The sequence below is a fragment of the Pseudoduganella chitinolytica genome (genome assembly GCF_029028125.1).
Classification (GTDB): Bacteria; Pseudomonadota; Gammaproteobacteria; order Burkholderiales; family Burkholderiaceae_D; genus Rugamonas; species Rugamonas chitinolytica.
In genome coordinates, this window is sequence record NZ_CP119083.1 from 1,354,949 (window position 1) to 1,372,478 (window position 17,530).

Here is a 17,530-nt window from a genome sequence, read left to right on the forward strand (position 1 = left end):
ATGAATGCCGCCGTCCTGCAAACGAATGCCGCCGCGCTGGAGCGCGAGGCGGCCTGGTTCGGCCAGGTGCTGCACGCACGCTTCGCCCACTACTTCGGCGAGCCGGGCATGCCGTTCGCGCCCGATGCCGCGCCCGACCTGGCCCGCGACGATTCCGACTACGCGCAACTGGCGCGCGAGCTGGCGCTGGGCCCGGACGAGCGCCTGGTGCTGATGCTGGCGCTGCTGCCGCACCTGCGCCCGCAGGCGCTGGACCTGTTCTTCACGCAAAACAAGCTGCAGGGCCAGCGTTTCACGGAATTCGGCGGCTGGCGCGGCAAGACCCACGAAGGCTTCCTGCCCACGTGCGAGACGGCCGCCTTCCTGCTGGCGGGCGACGACCTGGAACGCCGCTTCGCCGTACTGGCGCTGTTCGACGACGCTCACCCGCTGCTGCGCGGCCGCGTCCTGCGCCTGGAGTACCCGGCCGCCGGCGAGCCGCAGCTGGGCGCCATGTTGATCGTCACACCCGAATGCCTGCAGCGAGTGACGACGGGCGTGCGCCACAAGCCCGACTACGCGAGCAATTTCCCGGCCAAGCTGATCACCACGCAGCTGACGTGGGACGACCTGGTGCTCGCGCCCGAAGCGCGCTATGACGTGGAAAGCGTGGAGATCTGGATCCGCGAGTCCAGGCATCTGCTGCGCGAGTGGAGCCTGGAGCGTGCCGTCAAGCCGGGCTACCGCTGCCTGTTCTACGGTCCGCCCGGCACGGGCAAGACACTGACGGCCACGCTGATCGGCGCGGCGGCCGGCGTGGACGTGTACCGCATCGACCTGTCGATGCTGGTCTCGAAATACATCGGCGAGACGGAGAAGAACCTGGCCAACGTGTTCGACCAGGCCCAGGACCGGCGCTGGATCCTGTTCTTCGACGAAGCCGACGCGCTGTTCGGCACCCGCACCGAAGGCAACACGTCGAACGACCGGCACGCCAACCAGGAAATCGCCTACCTGCTGCAGCGGGTGGAGGATTTTCCCGGCGTCGTGATCCTGGCCAGCAACCTGAAGGGCAATATCGACCAGGCGTTCGCGCGCCGCTTCCAGGGCGCGATCTATTTCGGCATGCCCGATGCAGCGCAGCGCCTGCGGCTGTGGCGCTGCATCTTCCGCGACCCGGCGCGCCTGGGCACGGACGTGGACCTGCGCCGCCTGGCCGACGAGCACGAGCTGTCCGGCGGCTCGATGACGAACGTTGCCCGCCATGCCGCCATCTGCGCCACGCGCCAGGGCCGCGCGTATGTGACGCAGGCCGAACTGCTGCAGGGAATCCGCAAGGAACTGCTCAAGGAAGGAAGGTCGTACTGACATGAAGCCCCATCTCATCGCGCTGCTGGCCGCCACGCTGGCGCCCATGCTGGCCCTGGCGCTGGGCCAGGAAGCCCCGCCCGAACCCGTGTCGTCGCCCGGTCGGGCCGTCACGGCGCCCGTGGCCGTCGTTGCCGCGCCGGTCGCCGGCCCGGTCACGCCGCCCGCGGCGTTGCGCCCCGTACCGTCCCATCCTGCCGCGCCGGCGGCGCAAGCAAGCGTGGCGAAGCCGCCCGCGACGCCGTCTGAACGGCGCGCCCGCGCTGCCCGCATCGACGCGCTGGAGGCCGCCGTGCGGCAGCGGCTCGCCAGTCCCGCGGCGGAACGCATCTTCCGCAAGTACAACGCGACCCACGGCCGCCAGATCCAGCATCACCTGGCCGACGTCTACGGCAAGGAGCCGGCCTTTGTCGCCGACGCGGGCGGGGTCGGCCGGCCGCTGGGCGACAGCATTGTCGGCCCCGTCACGCTGAGATGGCTGGGGCGCTTCTGCGCCGACTATGGCATCGTGGCCAGCGACCCACAGTTCGAGCAGGAAGTGGTGGCCTCGCTGGAACAGGTGGCCGCGATCGCGCGCGCGCATCCGGACTGGCAGAACATCCTGTTCAGCGCCGACTTCGAGGCCTGGATCAACGAGCAGCCGTCGCCGCAGCGCATCCGCAACCTGAAGATCCGCCGTTCCGGCGCGGCGGCGCAGGTCAATGCGCTGATCGAGCAGTACCTGCAGGCGCGCCGGCCGGCGGCGGCCGCGGCGCCGATGAACAGCTCGCCGATCGAGGTGACCTATGTCTACGATCCCAGGCAACCGGCCGCGGTGGCGGACTTCGCGGCCATCGCGCAACGGCTGCAAGGCCTGGTCGGGCGGGCGCCGGCCGACGAAGCCTGGTTTGTCGACGACGTCCGCGAGGCGATGGGCGGGATGGCCTTGTCCACCGAGACACTGCACCTGATCAAGCGCTACGCGCAAGTCGACGTCTACATGGTACGGCCGGCGTTGATCGTCAGGTTGCGCAAGGAAGGGCTTGGCGACACGCTGGTGACGACCATCCAGGAACAGATGGGGGGCATCGAGTTCGGCACGGTGCAGGAGTTCGTGGACGCCCTGGACGTGGTGGCCGATGCCAGCGACGACCCGCAGGCGATTCGTGACAAGGCGCGCTGGCTGGTGCGCGAGGCCCGCTTCCCGCGTTACCGCGTGCCGGCCACGCTGGCGGCCGATCTCGCGGCCGACGCCCCGCTCGAGGCGCCGCTGGCCGCCCTGTTCGCGGGCATCGCCAACATCGACTATCCCACCAAGGCGCTGTTCGACAAGGCGCTGCAGTTCCAGGTACAACGGGCGCTGCACATGTGTCCCCAGCCGCGCGGCGCCAGCCCGTTCCCGCTGGACGATACGCACTTCGAGGCGCTGGCGCTGCTGCCGCCGGTGCATGACGACATCTTCGCCCGCATCCGCCAACTGCGCGCGGCACGCAACTGCAGCGCCGAACAACTGATGGAGGCCGATGCACTGGCCTACCAGGCCTACCGGCTCGTCGCGCCGCGGCTGGACCGCAAGATGCGCCTGGAAGCGTGGCATGCCGCCAGCGTCGAGAAGAAGCGCGCCAGCAGCTGGGCGATCGCCAACTGCCGCTGCGGCCGGCCGGCGCGCCAGGGCATGGTGTACGGCTTCTACCCATTGTGGACGCAGGCGGGCGAGCGGCAGATCGATTTCGGCGCGTTGACGCGCATCGGCCTGTACGGCGTAAACATCGACGAGCGCGGCGAGTTGCGGCCGCCGCCACGCCTGTCCAACCATGCGCTGCCGGAAAACCTGGCCGAACTGATGGTGGCGGCGCACCGGCATCGCGTCGCGGTGGACTGGGTCCTGGGCCGCAGCAGCTGGAGCACCTGGGCGCAGCATACGCCGGCCCAGAAGAAGGCCTTCTTTCGCCGGCTGGAGCAGAACATCGTCGACAAGCTGGACCAGTCCAACGGCCGCGCGCACCCGGCATTGACCCGGCTGGCATCGCTGGGCGCCGACCGGGGCGCCACGGCGGGCGATGGCGTTGTCCTGTACCTGCGCCACTTCCCTGCCGCGGACAAGGAACTGTTCAACGAGTTCGTGCGCTCGGTATGGGTCCGGCTGCAGGGCATGACACCGGCGCGGTCGTTCGCGCTGATGGTCGACTACACGGAGCTGGCCACCCCGGGGCCCTTCGAGTATCGCAACCTGCACGCGCTGGTCAGCGCCACGAACAAGATCGATGCGGCGGTCTCGTTCGCCGACAGCAAGGACCAGCTGATGAACGACATGCCGATCCTGCTGGTGCTGCCGGAGCCGACGCAGGAGAGCAAGCAGAACCTGCGCGCCGGCGTGCAGGATGTGTTGCACGGCACGGAAAGCCTGCGCCTGCTGCGCGACTTCGTCCCGGTGGTGGCCTACGACGGCAGGCATTCCCAGCAGTTGGCCGACGACATCGTCTACGTTTCCGAGAACTATTTCGGCATCGGCTTCTGGCCGCTGCCGTTCGCCTCGACCCAGGACGGCGTCGGCCACAACGCCGGCGAAAGCAGCAGCATCGTCCGGCTGCTGGAGCTGTATTACCAGCCCAATGGCGACCCGCTGTCCCGCTGGGATCGCACCATGAGCTACCTGTGCCCCCATCGCCTGTGGCTGCGCTACGTGGCCTGGCTGGCGCTGTTCGTCGCGGCGGGCGTGGCCTGGTTCTACTTGCGCTGCCGTGGCTGCAACGAGCGCTTCGACAACAGCCTGGTCTATTCCAGCGTGATGGTGGCCCTGATGGCACTGCCGCTGCTGGCGCTGTTCGTGCTGGTGCTGGGCGATCCGGTCTTGGAACCGTACGCGCCGGTGCTGCTGGTGCTGTACGGGACCAGCGGCCTGGTGCTGGCCGCGCTGGTGGCGAGGTACTACTTCAACAAGTCGCGGCGCAAGGTGCCGTAAGGGCTTGACCGAACCCGTTACAAACCTGGAGGCGATATGGAGAGTTACAAGTTGAAGCCGGCGGATGAGGCGGCGCATACAGCACAGCCTACTGCAGCGGCCTTGGCATCCCCAATGCAGCAGATGGCGGACCAATCGCCGCGCACCGTGCAGGCGCGAGAGCGGGCCGCGCTGATGCAGCGCGCAGCATGGCCAAATCGCACCGGGCTGCCGGACGGGCTCAAGGCGGGTATCGAATCGCTGTCGCGCATGCGCATGGACCACGTGCGGGTGCACTACGGCTCAGCCCAGCCGGCACAATTGCACGCGCACGCCTTTGCGCAGGGCGCCGAGATTCACCTGGCGCCGGGGCAGGAGCACCACCTGCCGCATGAGGCATGGCACGTGGTGCAGCAAGCGCAGGGCAGGGTCACGCCGACGGGCCGCACGCAGCGCGGCGTGCCCCTCAATGACGATCGGGCGCTCGAGGCGGAGGCCGATACGATGGGCGGGCGCGCGATCGCAACGGGGCACGCCGAGCTGCCCGGCGACAGGGCACTGGCGATCCCGACGGCGGTCGCTCCCGTCGCCGTGCAAGCGAAGAAGATTGTCGGCCTCGACGGGACGACGCGGGAAGTGGCGGAGGACTATGTATTGGGAGAGGGCGAGTCCCTTGCCGACGACGTAGCGGTGCCGGAGGAAACCGCCGCCGCGCAGCACGGCGGCGCGTTGGGGGAGGCAGCCAGCATGACTGCGCACGGTGGCATGGCCAGGGCACACGCTCGGTTTGAACAGGTCATGGGAATGCCCGACCTGATGCGGCTGCTGTTGGATTTTGCCGGCTCGTCAGGCGAGCGCGATATCCCAGCCCTCAGCAAAACCCTGTATCACAGCGTGCTCAGGGTACGCCAGGAGGATGCCCAACGGCGGACGGCCTGGATCAGGAACAGGAAGCTGGCGTACGCCATGCCGAGCCTCGAGTGGGCTGAAGCGGACAGGCACGCGGACGCACAGCATGCTGAACAGCTCATACCGCTGCTGAAAGCGGCGATCCGGGAAACGCCTCAAGGCAAGGCAACGAGTGCCGATGTCCTCGACGGAATGAATTACCGTCAACTGGAACTCATGCATGCCAAGCTGGTCTACACCAAAGGCACGTTGACCAAGATCCCGTCGATGAAGGACGTGGCGGTGCCACCCTTGACCTCGTTCGCAACGCATTTCGATGTCATGCGCGCGCAAGTGATTTCCAAGCAGCCTTTATCGGCCCAAACCGAAAGCTTGTTGCAGCAATTGATGCCGAAACTGCAGGAGCTGACGCACAGGATACGGCTGACCCACTATTATGATGCCGCGTCGGAGGAGCCGATCCTGCGGAGTGGCCGGCTGCAGAGCAAGGCCAGGCGGATGTTGCGTGCGGGCGGCAAGCAGGTGCCGAACAAGAGTTGCAAGCTCGACGATGCACTGGGCAATATCGACCACGTCTTCTTCTTTGCCGAATACGAGAAAGACGACGAACATCGGGCCCCGTTCCGGAATACCCGGTTCGGTGGCAAGGCGGATGAGAGCGACGCGACCCTCAATCAGAAATCGGAACTCGACGGTACGGAACGACGCGTTTCGTTTCCCCTGAACCAGGTCCCCGTGTCCGGAATGCACGGCTATACGAAGGACCTGAACAGCTTGCCAAACCTGGACGCTGTGCACAACGTCTTTTCCGGTGCGCCACCGGCCGGCGCCAACGGCAAGCCGCAGCACGACGAAACGACGCTTGGTGGTGTCCATTTGTTGATGGACCTGCTGCGCCAGCGCTTCAAGGCCTCGCAATTTCCAGGATCGAAGAAGAGTAAGACGCCTGAGAAAATGGTAAATGCGTTGAAGGCCATGTCGCTGTCCAAGTTGCACAAGTTCCTGTTCCGACGCCATCCCGGACTCGACAGCGGGGACGAGATGAATCCGCAAATCCTCGTTCCCGGCAGCGTGCCATTTACAACGCCCGGCGTGCGTTTCGATTCGCCGCCCGGTCACGGGAAGTGACGCCGCGGCAGGGGCAGCGCGACCAAGCCGTGCCGCAAGGACATTTTTTTTCAGACGACCGGAGCCGATACTGCTAAAATATTAACGCAAATTAACAACGCATACGCGAACGACATGAGCATCATCGGCTGGATCCGCGAAGGCGACGCCGCCTCCTGCGGCGGTACCGTCAAGCAGGGCCACTCTCACTACACCAGCCACGGCAAGCCGCTGGCCCATCACGGCAGCCCGATCGCCTGCAGGAAGAACTGCGTGGTGGTGGCGGGCGACCATCATTTCACGTTGCCGGACGGCCTGCCGCAGGCGCTGCACGGCGACAAGAGCAGCAACGGCTGCCCCCTGGCCTCGACCCTGAACGGCATCCACGGCATCGACGATCCGTCGGGCGCACCGCCGGCCACAGCGTGGTTCCAGCCGGCCGCGGCCGCCCTGGCGGCCACCGTGGCGCCGGAAGCGCTGGAGGAGGCGCTGGCCGAAGCGCCCTGGGTACCGGGCCAGTACGACGACCGCTACGTGCTGCTGGGGGCGAGCGACGGCGAGCCGCTGACGCACGTCGACTATGCGGTGGAGCGCGAGGACGGCAGCATCGAACACGGCACCACCGACGCGGAAGGCCACACGCATCTGCTCAAGCAGACGCTGGAGCAGGAGCACGTGCGCATCTACCTGGCGGAAGACGCATGAGCGCGGTGCTGGACAAGAACGGCAAGCCGATGCGGCTGGTCGCCGCGACCAACACGACGCCGGTGGCCGATGCCAAGGCCAAGCAGTTGCGTGTGTGCAACTGCGGCAACGATGTCATTCCCATTGCCGAGTACATGGTGGAGGAGATGCGGCGTAATCCTTTCTCCCCGCATGGGTTGAAGATGACGCAGGCGAACGGCTACGACATCGTCAAGGAAATGGACAAGTGGCAGGCGCAGCCGTGGTATTCGAAACTCGGCGGGCCGCCCGACTTCAACAGCATCCTGATCGCCGAGAAGACTCGGGCGTACACGATCTGGGCCGAGCGGGTCGGGCCGGGCCGGCCGTGGGACCACAAGCCGATCTTGCGGGAGCGCTTGCTCAAGCAGAAGATCTACCGCAAAGGCTGGCAGCGCTACGGTAACGAAGACTATTTCTACGACATCTGGTCGAATATCCACTATGGCTACGTCGGGGTGGCATGTGGCTTCGGCCAGGACGAATTGCTGGGCGGTGCCGGCCTCGCGCAGGCTGCCAGCGATATCTGGACGAAGGTCAAGGAGTGGCAAGCGCCGACGGTGCAACACCATCCGGAGAACGGCGCGTGGGCGAACCGGTTCGACGATATTCCAGACCATATTTCCATCAAGCTCGGCGTCCAGTTGTACCGGCAGGCGAAACCTGCCGCGCTCACCGTGGCGATGCTGCTGAAGCTGATTGCCGGCGTGCCGATACCCTGGGGCACGCCCGACAACAAGGCAAAGTGGCCGCACGAGTGCGTCAAGTGACGGAATGGAAGAATGAAAAAAATCCTCAAGATCGCAGCGGTGCTGACGCTGTGCTGGCTTGCCTTCGGCGCGTATGTCCATACCAAACCGTTGATCGCCCTGCATTACGCCCCGGAAGCTGCCGGGCCCGTGGTGTATTTCCTGAACCGGGATGACCATATCGTGAAGGAGAAGATCCACCCGGGAGAGGTGAAGGAGTTTCGCATTCCGCGCAATCCAAAGCCCAACTACTACATCGACGTCAGCCTGCCATTCTCCAGCCACGACGGCGTGGAGTTGACACCGCCGTTCAGCCGCGTGGACGTGTACATCGGTGCCGATGCGAAGATCGTCCGTACCGTCGTGCACACCGATTTCTGGGCGCGGATCGGTGCGGACTGATCTGCCCGCAACGCCAGCGCGGGCCGTGCTCCGGTCGATCGCGAGGAAGCTCGCGATCGCGGTCGGCACGTTCGGGCTGCTGTGGCTGACCCTGGCCGCGCAGGCCAGATTGTCGCCCCTCGTGGTGCTCCATTACGCCGCGGATGCGAAAGCGCCCGTCGGCTATTTCTTCAACGAAGACAACGATATCGTCAAGGATGCGATCGCGCCGGGCGCCAGCCTGGAATTTCGCACCAGCCGCTGGCGACGGCCCGACTATTACCTGCAGGTCAGCTTGCCCCTGGCGAGCGGGGATGCGGTGGAGCTGAAGCCGCCGTTCAGCCGGGTGGACATCTATATCGGCGCCGACGCGCGGATGACCCGCACGGTCACCGATACCCGCTTCTGGGCGCGGTTCGGTAGCGCATAGCGCTGCGCGCAGCGACATCCATCCGGGAAGCCTTGCCGCACGTTTAGTAACTTTTAGACATCATCTTGCCTGGAATCTATGTGTTTTTATGGTAAGATGAGGCCCTTTTCGTTAGTCGAAGTCGACGCAGGTACTTACATGAAACACGGGATGCAAGAAGTGGCGCAATCGCTCCAGGATCTGATCACCGGCGGGGCACAGCACCGGCGCCTGTTGCGCCTTTCGTTCCCGCACGACGACGGTCCCGCGACCAGGCTGCTGGTCAACCAGCTCGACGCATTCGAAGCTGTGTCGCGCGATTTCGAGTTCCGCGTCGAACTGATCTCGGACAGCGCGACGCTGGCGCTGAAAGACCTGCAGGGCAAGCTGATGACGGTCGAACTGGTGCGCGGCGACGGCAGCCTGCGCTACTTCAGCGGCTACGTGTTCAGCTTCCGCCTTGTCACCACCGACGGCGGCTTCGCCTTCTACGAGGCGATCCTGGGACCCTGGCTGAAATACCTCGGCCTGCGCAAGGACAACTACCTGTTCCACGGCAAGTCGCTGCGCGACCAGACCGAAAGCATCTTTGCCGACTACTCGACGCTGCCGGACTGGGACTGCCGCATCCAGGGCGAGGACCCGCCGATGACGGACGCGTGCCAGTTCGACGAGACCGACCACAATTACCTGCACCGGCGCTGGGAAGCGGTAGGCTGGCATTACTGGTACGAGCACACCGACCGGGGGCACAAGCTGGTGCTGTCGGACGAGTCGCGTCATGCCGACCCCATCGATGGCGACGGCCACGTGCGCTTCCAGAGCCATGGTGGTGCCATCGAAGAGGACGGCATCGGCCAGTGGTCGCCCGTGCGCGCCATCGCGCCGGCCAGCGTGGCCCTGTCCGGCTTCAACTTCAAGCATCCGGTGCCTTCCCAGGTGACCATGCCGACGGTGAACCAGCAGGGCAGCGTGGTGCACGTCGAATCGTACGAATACACGGGCGCCTACGGCTTCGACAGCCTGCAGGATGGCGACCGCCTGGCGCAGCTGCGCATGGAAGAGGCGGAAGCGGCAGCCAAGCATTTCGACGGCGCCGGCAACAGCCGCTATGTCCAGCCGGGACGATGGTTCACCCTGCGCGACCATTTCTATGCCGACGCCATCGGCCGCGCCGAGGACTCAGGCCGGCACGAGTTCCTGGTGCTGGAGGTGCGCCACACGGCCCGCAACAACTACCTGCAGAACAGCAAGCCGGCCGAGTACACCAATACGTTGCGCTGCATCCGCAAGCTGGTGCCGTGGCGTCCCGGTCGCAACTTCAACAGCGTCGAGACGAAGATCCTGGCGCCGCAGACGGCCACCGTGGTCGGGCCGCGCGGGCCGGACAGCATCTACACGGACGAGTACGGACGCATCCGCGTGCAGTTCCACTGGGACCGCGAGGGCGACAACGACGAACGCAGTTCGGCCTGGCTGCGCGTGGCCAGTTCCTGGGCCGGCGGCGAGCTGGGCATGGCCGCCGTGCCGCGCGTGGGCAGCGAAGTCATCGTGCAATGGCTGGGCGGCTCGCCCGACCGGCCCATCGTCACGGGCAGCGTCTTCAACGAGCGCAACATGCCGCCGTGGCAGCAGCCCAACCAGCACGCGCTGACGGGCCTGCGCAGCCGCGAGCTGGCACCCAACACGGGCAACGCCGCCGGTGGGCGCAGCAATCACCTGATCCTGGACGATACCCACAACCGCATCCAGGCCCAGCTCAAGAGCGATCACCAGCACAGCCAGCTGTCGCTGGGCCACATCACGCGCGTGGAAGACAACAGCGGGCGCAAGGACGGCCGTGGCGAAGGCTGGGAACTGGCCACCAATGCGTGGGGCGTCGCACGCGCCGGCATGGGCATGCTGCTGACCACCGAGGCGCGCAACGATGCCGCCGGCCACGTCAAGGACATGGGCGAGACCATCGGCCGGCTGGGCGCCGCGCGCGAGCGTCATGAGCAGCTGGGCGAGCTGGCCCGGCAGCACGTGGCGCAGGACGCGACCGTCGACCAGGATGCGACCGGTGCGGCGCTGAAGGCGCAGAACGACGCCATCGCCGGCAGCGGCCAGGCGCAGGGCGAGCTGAGCGAGCCGCAACTGGTGCTCTCCAGCCCGGCCGGCATTGCCACCAGCACCGCGCGCAGCACGCACATCCAGAGCGACCGCCACACGGTGCTCAATACGGGCGAGCACCTGTCCATCACGACGGGCAAGAGCCTGCTGGCCAGCCTGACGGAAAAGCTCAGCGTGTTCGTCTACAAGGCCGGCATGAAGCTGTTCGCCGCCAAGGGCAAGGTGGAAATCCAGGCCCAGAGCGACAACGTGGAGATCATCGCCGAGCAGGTGCTGAAACTGATCAGCACGAAAAAGAACATCGAGATCGGCGCGTGCGAGGAAATCCTGCTGCACGCGGGGGCAGCTTCATCCGCATCAGCGCGAAGGGTATCCAGCAGGGCACCGGTGGCAAGTGGGAGGCGCATGCCGCCAGCCACGCCGCCACCGGCCCGCAGAACCTGGAGGCCACGTTCGCCGCCATGCCGGCCGCCGAGTTGGGCCCGCACAGCCTGCGCTTTGCCTTCCCGGGCGCGGACGACGTCGTCACGGCGCTGGGCGTGGTGGGCAAGGCGTACAAGATCCTCGACAAGGCGGGCAAGGAACTGGCCGCCGGCGTCGTGGGCGCCGACGGCCGCCTGCCGCGGCTGGAGCTGCCGGACAACGACCAGCTCACCTTGCACCTGGGCGAAGACACCTGGCGCAGCATCAAGCTCGACCTGGAGGAACCCATGCCGGAGATCGAACGGACCGAGCATGACTTCTACCACGACGAGGACGAAGACGTGGAGCAGGAGGTGCACGAAGAGTTCGGCCGCTACGCGTCGTCGTTGTCGGGCGTCGATCCGTCGAATTTCCTGAGCAGCAATCTGCTCGGCAAGCTCATCACCAATCCCGAAGGGGAGGAATAATCATGATCAACAGCATTCTGAAAACCCTGGTGCTGGCCGGGTGCGTGGCGCTGGGCGCCCACGGCGGCGCCAGTGCCGCCCCGGCCGGCGCCGCCGCCAGCGTGTCGTCGTTGCAGCAGGGCCTGCACCAGTGGGCCGTCCTGAAAGGCAAGCTGGTCCTCGTCAACGGCACCTACCAGGACGTCACGACCTACAAGCGCAGCCTGACGTTCTACTTCGAGAGCAAGCCGGGCGCCGCGTGGCTGCACGTGCCCGTGATCGACAGCCCCACCGAGCAGGAAACGACGTGGTTCAGCATCTCGCAAGGCGAGCAGACGGTGGCCGATGCCGCCGTGGTGGCGCGTGGCGAGGGCGTCGAGCTGGTGATTGCCGAGACCAAGCCCGGCAAGGGCGCGCCGGTCGCCGTGCGCTGGTACCGCCTGGCCGAATCGGATGACGACAATCCGGACGGTCCGGCGTACTTCTTCAAGAGAACCTCCGCCACCAGCTACCCGGCCAAGGCCAAGCTCACGGTCGAGCAGGTGCTGAAAAAAGAGATTTCTTCCCGATCGAGCAAATAAGCCGCAGTCATGACCCGTGAATTCATCAGCGCCCAATACGACGCCAGCATCAAGACCGTCGATTACGTCGGCAACGACGGCACGCACCTGCTGCGTACCGGCGGCACCATCGCCTGGCGTTTCAACAATCCCGGCAACCTGCGCCCGGCCGGCGAAAAGCTGATCATGGGCGCCATCGGCATCGGCCAGACCAAGGGCAACGGCGCGTTCCTGATCTTCAAGAGCTACGAGGAAGGGCGCCTGCAGAAGAAGAAGCTGCTGCGCCGCCGGTACAACGACCGCACCATCTACACGATGCTGACCGGCATCCCCGACCCCAAGCGGCCCGGCAAGATGATGCTGGGCTACGCGCCGGCGTCGGACAAGAACGATCCGCTGGCCTACGCCAACGCCATCAGCAAGCATACCGGCCTGCCGATCACGACGCGCCTGTCCGATATTTCCGACGCCAAGCTGGAAGAGGTGATGGATGCCATGGAAAAGAAAGAGGGTTTCCATGGCATGAAGGACACGCGCAAGGAGCGCGAAGTCGGCACCACTTCCGTGACCGTCTCGGACGGCGCCAAGCCGAAGGCCGACCTGCCGGTACAGATCAAGATCGGCGACAAGACCTACGAGAAGAAGACCGACCGGAACGGCCAGTTGCCCAAGATCGCCCACACGGAACCGGGCAAGAAGGCCGAGATCCACGTGGCCGACGTGTCGGGCGTATGGCAGAAGCGTTTCGAGTTCGTCATGGACGGCATGTCGGCTGCTTATGTGCTGCTGCACGACATGGTCAGCTACGAGGCGCCGACGGCGCCCAAGAAGCCGCCGGCAACGCCCACCAGCACGGCGCGCAAGCCGTTCGACCACGTTGTGGACCGCAAGGAGACGCTGGGAATCCTGGCCACGCGCTTCGGCACGACCGTGGACGCGATCATGAAGGACAATCCGGCCATCAAGGACCCCAGCAAGATCTACGTGGGCCAGGTGATCGGCATCTACGGGCCGCCGTCGGGCAAGGCGGGCAAGCCGAAGTCGGCGCCGGCGAAGCCGCCGGCCAGGCCGGCGGCGGGCGCAGGCAAGCCGGCCGCCGCTGCGGCGCCGGCAGCGGCCGCGGGCGCGCCCGCGGCAAGCGCCGACCTGACGCGCAGCAAGCAGGGCAAGGGCGAGCCGCTGGCGATCGTGCCGGTGGACCAGAAGACGGCGCCGTGGATGGCCGTGGCGATCGAAGAAGCCAAGAAGTGGGCCGGCAAGGAAGAAGACGTCATCACCAAGACGGGCAACTACCACAAGCGGATGGACATGGCAGGCAATATGGTGAATACGGCCTGGTGTGCGTCGTTTGCGAACTATTGCCTGAAGACGGCCGGGGCGCCGTACGAGAAGAGTGCGTCGTCGCAGTTCCCCGTCTCGTCGAAAAAATTCAAGAAGATCAGCAAGCCGGTGTATGGCGCGCTGCTGGTCATGCGCAACTACGTGCATGCCACGGGCAAGGCGCACTACACGGGCCACGTCACCTTCGTGTATGGTCTTACGAAAGACGGCAAGGTTGCCGGCCTGGGCGGCAACCAGGGCGATCGCCTGAAAGTCTCCGCCTATGCGTTGACGGGCATCTCCGGCAGTTTCAAGCTGAAGGACGGCACGCGGCTTGACCAGAGGTTCCACGGCTTCTATATTCCCATCACCTACGAGGAGTATGCGAAGTCGCAGGACGACCCGGACATTGTCGATGTCGCCGACATCAACAAGAATTTCCTGAACATTAACGCCACCCAGGGCGCGAACGAGAAGACACAATGATCCACCCGTTGAAGCAATCCCTCCTGGCGCTGGCCATGCTGGCCGGTACCACGGCGGCCCAGGCCGGCTCGCCCGACGGCTTGAACATCGCCGCTGTCGCGGACGAAACCGCACTGCCGTACGTCGGCGCGGTGAAGCAGTTCGTGGCCGACCACGCCGCCTCCAGCATCAGCTGCGGCGAGTATGCACTGAACCTGGCGAACGTCTACACGACCGACCTGCCGCCGCAGCTGACCGCCGGGCTGGCGCTCGCGGCGATCAAGGACAAGGCCAAGCGCAAGAAGCTGGGCAAGGTGCTGACAGGCTACCGCGACAAGACGATCGACCGGGGTTTCGACGGAGCGCTGGCGTACGAGGTCAAAGCCGGGCAGCTGCGGTTCTATGGCATCTCCGGCGCGAGTGACGAAAAGGTCGTGGTGTCGACCTTGCCCGTTGCCGATGCGGCAAGCCAGAAGAAGGTCAACGTGGCCGCGTGCAAGGCGCTGGCCAGCCTGCCGGTCCTGGCCGAGCCCTAAGGCGCCCGGGCCGCCAGGCCTGCATCCTGGCGCCGCTGGAGCCATCCGCCGGCGCCGTCCACCGTGCGCCATCCGCGGTCCTCGATCCGTATACTTGCTCCTCTCCGGCCCCTTCCGGTCGCCACACGACAGGAGTTGCGTATGTTCAAATCGCCCTGGCTGACATGGACGACGGTGCTCGGGATCGCCCTGGGCGGTTTCTTCGACGGTATCCTGCTGCACCAGGTGCTGCAGTGGCACCATTTCCTCAGTCTTGTTCCCGGCATGGATGACCTGCGCCTGCAGGTCATGTGGGACGGCTACTTCCATGTGGCGATGTATGTCGTCGCGATGCTCGGGCTGTGGGGCCTGTGGCGCGCACGCCGCGCCAATGCGCCCGTGCCGGGCGCCACCGCGCTGGCCGCGGCCGCGCTGCTGGGGTTCGCGGTGTGGAACTTCATCGACGTCGCGGGGGCCCACTGGATCCTGCGCATCCACCGCATCCGCGTGGGCGTGCCGGAGCCGCTGTGGTGGGACCTGGGCTGGCTGTTCGCGTTCGGCGTGCTGCCGCTGGCCCTGTGGTACTGGCTGCGCGGGCGGGCGTCCGGTCCCGGCAGCCCGACGGCCGCGCTGGCGACCCTGGCGCTGACGGTGACGGCGGCCGGCGCCTGGGCGCTGCGCGAGCCGCCCGGCCAGCAGTTCACCGCCGTCGTGTTCGCGCCCGGCACCACGCCCGCCCAGGTGTTCCGCGCGCTCGACGCCAGCGACGCCCGGCTGGTCTGGACGGACCGGCCGATGGGTGTCGTGCTGGTGTCCGTGCCACGGGACAAGCGCTGGGGCTTCTACCGCCACGGCGCCGTGCTGGTCAGCGGCACCGGCCTGCCTGCCGGCTGCCTTGCGTGGAGCAAGGCGTAGCACGCCGTCAGAACGCCACCCGCACCCCCGCATTGAAGCGCCGCCCCACGTCCTCCAAGGTCAGGAACTGGCTTTCGTTGCTGGCATATTCGTGCATCCGTTCGTTGGTGAGATTGATCGCGTCCACGTACAAATCGATGCGTTCCGTCGCGTTGAAGCGCAGGCTGCCATCGGCTTGCCCGTAGGCGGTGCGGGTGCGGGGCAGGGTGCTGCCGCCGCCGCAGTCCACGGAGAAGCGGTTGCGCCAGTTGTAGCTGGCCCGGGCCTGGAAGCGGCTGTTCTCGTAGAACAGCGAGGCGTTGTACGACTGGCGCGACAGGCCCGGATAGCCGCAGGCCGGGGCGTCGCCGTCCGTCTCCCGGGTCCCCTCGGCGTCCACGTAGGTATAGTTGGCCGCGACGCCGAAGCCGTTCAGCCATGGCAAACCGGTGTCGAACGCATACTGGCCTGCCAGTTCAAGACCGCGGATGCGACCACGCTGGCCGTTGCGCACGCGCGTGTCGTGCACGATCTCGTCGAACTGCGGGATGCGCAGGTCCACCAGCTTGGTTTCCAGGAAGTCCGACACCCTCTTGTGGAATACGGCCGCGCTGACGTAGTTGGTCTTCGGCAGGTACCACTCCCACGACACGTCCAGGTTCTTCGACTGCATCGGCTTCAGGTAGGGATTGCCGCCACCCGTCTGGACGTCGCCGAAGCGCCCGCCGTACCAGTTGTCCACGCCCATCTGCGACAGCGTCGGCCGCGTCACGGTCTTCGACGCGCCCAGGCGCAGCAGCATGTCCGCGCGCAGGTCGAACTTGAGGTTGGCCGACGGCAGGAAGCTGTTGTAGCTGTTGTCCACCGTCGTCACCGTGGTGGGGCCCCAGTTCGAGATGAACGTCGTGTCGTTCGGGCTTTTCACGGCGGAGAGCAGCGTGCGGCTGATGCCAGTCGACGTGGACTGCACGTGCACGGCGCGCAGCCCGACGTTGCCGGACCAGCCCGCACCTTCCCATTTGCTGTCGACGAACAGGCTGGCGACCTTTTCCTTCACGGCCCACATGGACGGCTTGGTGTAGTCGATCGCCATCGGACCGTTCGGGTATTTCGACCGGTCGGCATACAGCGCCGGGTCGTTCGACTGCGCCAGCAGCGACGGCTGGTTCAGGTAGTTCATGTAGGCATGCGGATCGAACGCCAGGTAGCTGGACGGCGCCTGGCCGCCGACCAGCTGTCCGTGATGGCCTTGTTCTGGCGCGACGCGCGGTCGGTATAGGAAATCGACGCCGTCACAGCGAGGTCGCGCGCCCTGTTGGCATAGGAATACATGCCGGCGATATTCGGCGTGTGTTTTTCCGAATTCGAATCCCAGGCGTCGGCGATATTGACGACGGACGAATGACCGCTCTTGCCGGATAATGGCCGGGCCGTCTGGATATCCACGGTCGAACCGATACCGCCTTCCGGCAGGAACGGTTGCGAGGTTTTATACACGAGGGCTTTTGAAATCAGATCGGACGACAGCAGGTCGAACAAGAATTCCCGTCCGCCCGTGGCGCTGGTCAGCGTGCGCCCGTTGACCAGCACATTATTGAATTCGGGGCCCAGGCCGCGTACGGATATATAGCGGCCTTCACCTTATCGCGCTGGATCTGCACGCCGGTGACCCGCTGCAGCGATTCGGCGATATTCGTGTCAGGGAACTTGCCGGCGTCCTCCGCCGAGACGGCGTCCACCACGCCTTCCTGCAGGCGCTTGGTCGCCAGCGACGAGCTCAGCGAAGCCCGGATGCCGCTGACGATCACCTTGGTCACCGGCTCGCTGTCCTGGGCCACGCTGGCCGGCGGCAGCGCCAGCCCGGCCAATGCCGCCAATACCACGCGCGCATCGCGCGAATACCCTTTCCTGGTGTTTTCCATACTCGTCCCGTCTCCGTGTTGTTGTAATTGGAACTGCGAGAAAACCATGTACGGCCGACCGCGACAGCCGGGCCGCGAATCGATGCTAGCAGTGGCCTACCCGGCTGACGTATGCCGTTTGAACGGTTATTTATAGCGTTTTGACATGGTTATCGGCTGGTAAATGACGCCGTCGACAATGTCGCGTCAACGAATAAACCGGACCGCTCGGATAATCGAGCGGTATTTGCGCGCGGATTCGCTGCGCTGCGCGCCACCGCGTCATTCGATCAATTGGCGCATGAAAGCCGCGGCGTTACGGCCAGGTGCCTGAGCACGGACGAGGACG

General features: G+C 65.9%; 15 protein-coding genes. 12 read left to right on the forward strand and 3 right to left on the reverse strand.

Translation table 11 applies throughout. The annotated features are described in order from the left end of the window. The 12 genes from PX653_RS05945 to PX653_RS06000 all read left to right on the forward strand — a co-directional run bounded on the left by PX653_RS05945 (position 1) and on the right by PX653_RS06000 (position 15,301). Complete coding sequence (locus PX653_RS05945; RefSeq protein ID WP_277416993.1) at positions 1-1,347, forward strand: ATP-binding protein; 1,347 nt, start codon at positions 1-3, stop codon at positions 1,345-1,347. Position 1,348: 1 nt separating this feature from the next. Continuing rightward, positions 1,349-4,288 (forward strand): hypothetical protein, encoded by a 2,940-nt coding sequence (locus PX653_RS05950; RefSeq protein WP_277416994.1) that lies wholly within the window; start codon positions 1,349-1,351, stop codon positions 4,286-4,288. 36 nt (positions 4,289-4,324) lie between these two features. Continuing rightward, positions 4,325-6,304: an eCIS core domain-containing protein gene (locus tag PX653_RS05955; RefSeq protein WP_277416995.1), complete on the forward strand. Its 1,980-nt coding sequence runs from the start codon at positions 4,325-4,327 to the stop codon at positions 6,302-6,304. A gap of 114 nt (positions 6,305-6,418) precedes the next feature. Then, on the forward strand, positions 6,419-6,988 hold the full coding sequence (locus PX653_RS05960) for a PAAR domain-containing protein (RefSeq protein WP_277416996.1): 570 nt from the start codon (positions 6,419-6,421) through the stop codon (positions 6,986-6,988). Further along, complete coding sequence (locus PX653_RS05965) at positions 6,985-7,776, forward strand: polymorphic toxin type 44 domain-containing protein (RefSeq protein ID WP_277416997.1); 792 nt, start codon at positions 6,985-6,987, stop codon at positions 7,774-7,776. Before PX653_RS05960 ends, PX653_RS05965 begins: the two co-directional genes overlap by 4 nt. Before the next feature lie 12 nt (positions 7,777-7,788). Further along, positions 7,789-8,157, forward strand: coding sequence for a hypothetical protein (locus PX653_RS05970; protein WP_277416998.1), 369 nt, complete (start codon positions 7,789-7,791; stop codon positions 8,155-8,157). Between the two features lie 25 nt (positions 8,158-8,182). Further along, complete coding sequence (locus PX653_RS05975) at positions 8,183-8,566, forward strand: hypothetical protein (protein ID WP_277416999.1); 384 nt, start codon at positions 8,183-8,185, stop codon at positions 8,564-8,566. 138 nt (positions 8,567-8,704) lie between these two features. Next, the gene (locus PX653_RS05980; protein WP_307731016.1) at positions 8,705-11,497 is read left to right on the forward strand and encodes a type VI secretion system Vgr family protein; all 2,793 of its coding nucleotides are present in this window, start codon (positions 8,705-8,707) and stop codon (positions 11,495-11,497) included. A 52-nt stretch (positions 11,498-11,549) separates the two neighbouring features. Then, on the forward strand, positions 11,550-12,107 hold the full coding sequence (locus PX653_RS05985; RefSeq protein WP_277417000.1) for a hypothetical protein: 558 nt from the start codon (positions 11,550-11,552) through the stop codon (positions 12,105-12,107). Positions 12,108-12,116: 9 nt separating this feature from the next. Further along, positions 12,117-13,892: a C40 family peptidase gene (locus PX653_RS05990; protein ID WP_277417001.1), complete on the forward strand. Its 1,776-nt coding sequence runs from the start codon at positions 12,117-12,119 to the stop codon at positions 13,890-13,892. Beyond that, a complete protein-coding gene (locus PX653_RS05995) occupies positions 13,889-14,407 on the forward strand; it encodes a hypothetical protein (RefSeq protein ID WP_277417002.1) in 519 nt (172 codons plus the stop codon). Before PX653_RS05990 ends, PX653_RS05995 begins: the two co-directional genes overlap by 4 nt. Before the next feature lie 141 nt (positions 14,408-14,548). Beyond that, positions 14,549-15,301 carry a DUF2243 domain-containing protein gene (locus PX653_RS06000; protein WP_277417003.1) on the forward strand — a complete coding sequence of 251 codons (753 nt, stop codon included), beginning with the start codon at positions 14,549-14,551 and terminating at the stop codon, positions 15,299-15,301. A gap of 7 nt (positions 15,302-15,308) precedes the next feature. Here the strand turns inward: PX653_RS06000 and PX653_RS06005 are convergent, their stop codons facing one another. The 3 genes from PX653_RS06005 to PX653_RS06015 are packed head-to-tail and all read right to left on the reverse strand — an operon-like array spanning position 15,309 to position 17,202. Beyond that, positions 15,309-16,460, reverse strand: a complete 1,152-nt coding sequence (locus PX653_RS06005; RefSeq protein ID WP_277417004.1) for a TonB-dependent receptor domain-containing protein — start codon at positions 16,458-16,460, stop codon at positions 15,309-15,311. Next, the gene (locus tag PX653_RS06010) at positions 16,457-16,870 is read right to left on the reverse strand and encodes a hypothetical protein (RefSeq protein WP_371876420.1); all 414 of its coding nucleotides are present in this window, start codon (positions 16,868-16,870) and stop codon (positions 16,457-16,459) included. Before PX653_RS06010 ends, PX653_RS06005 begins: the two co-directional genes overlap by 4 nt. Next, positions 16,846-17,202 (reverse strand): hypothetical protein, encoded by a 357-nt coding sequence (locus PX653_RS06015; protein WP_277417006.1) that lies wholly within the window; start codon positions 17,200-17,202, stop codon positions 16,846-16,848. Before PX653_RS06015 ends, PX653_RS06010 begins: the two co-directional genes overlap by 25 nt. Between the last annotated feature and the right edge of the window lie 328 nt (positions 17,203-17,530).

Coding starts and splice junctions, on each gene's coding strand:
- PX653_RS05945 (WP_277416993.1), top strand. CDS start 1: ATGAATGCCGCCGTCCTGCAAACGAATGCCGCCGCGCTGGAGCGCGAG.
- PX653_RS05950 (WP_277416994.1), top strand. CDS start 1,349: ATGAAGCCCCATCTCATCGCGCTGCTGGCCGCCACGCTGGCGCCCATG.
- PX653_RS05955 (WP_277416995.1), top strand. CDS start 4,325: ATGGAGAGTTACAAGTTGAAGCCGGCGGATGAGGCGGCGCATACAGCA.
- PX653_RS05960 (WP_277416996.1), top strand. CDS start 6,419: ATGAGCATCATCGGCTGGATCCGCGAAGGCGACGCCGCCTCCTGCGGC.
- PX653_RS05965 (WP_277416997.1), top strand. CDS start 6,985: ATGAGCGCGGTGCTGGACAAGAACGGCAAGCCGATGCGGCTGGTCGCC.
- PX653_RS05970 (WP_277416998.1), top strand. CDS start 7,789: ATGAAAAAAATCCTCAAGATCGCAGCGGTGCTGACGCTGTGCTGGCTT.
- PX653_RS05980 (WP_307731016.1), top strand. CDS start 8,705: ATGAAACACGGGATGCAAGAAGTGGCGCAATCGCTCCAGGATCTGATC.
- PX653_RS05985 (WP_277417000.1), top strand. CDS start 11,550: ATGATCAACAGCATTCTGAAAACCCTGGTGCTGGCCGGGTGCGTGGCG.
- PX653_RS05990 (WP_277417001.1), top strand. CDS start 12,117: ATGACCCGTGAATTCATCAGCGCCCAATACGACGCCAGCATCAAGACC.
- PX653_RS05995 (WP_277417002.1), top strand. CDS start 13,889: ATGATCCACCCGTTGAAGCAATCCCTCCTGGCGCTGGCCATGCTGGCC.
- PX653_RS06000 (WP_277417003.1), top strand. CDS start 14,549: ATGTTCAAATCGCCCTGGCTGACATGGACGACGGTGCTCGGGATCGCC.
- PX653_RS06005 (WP_277417004.1), bottom strand. CDS start 16,460: ATGAACTACCTGAACCAGCCGTCGCTGCTGGCGCAGTCGAACGACCCG.
- PX653_RS06015 (WP_277417006.1), bottom strand. CDS start 17,202: ATGGAAAACACCAGGAAAGGGTATTCGCGCGATGCGCGCGTGGTATTG.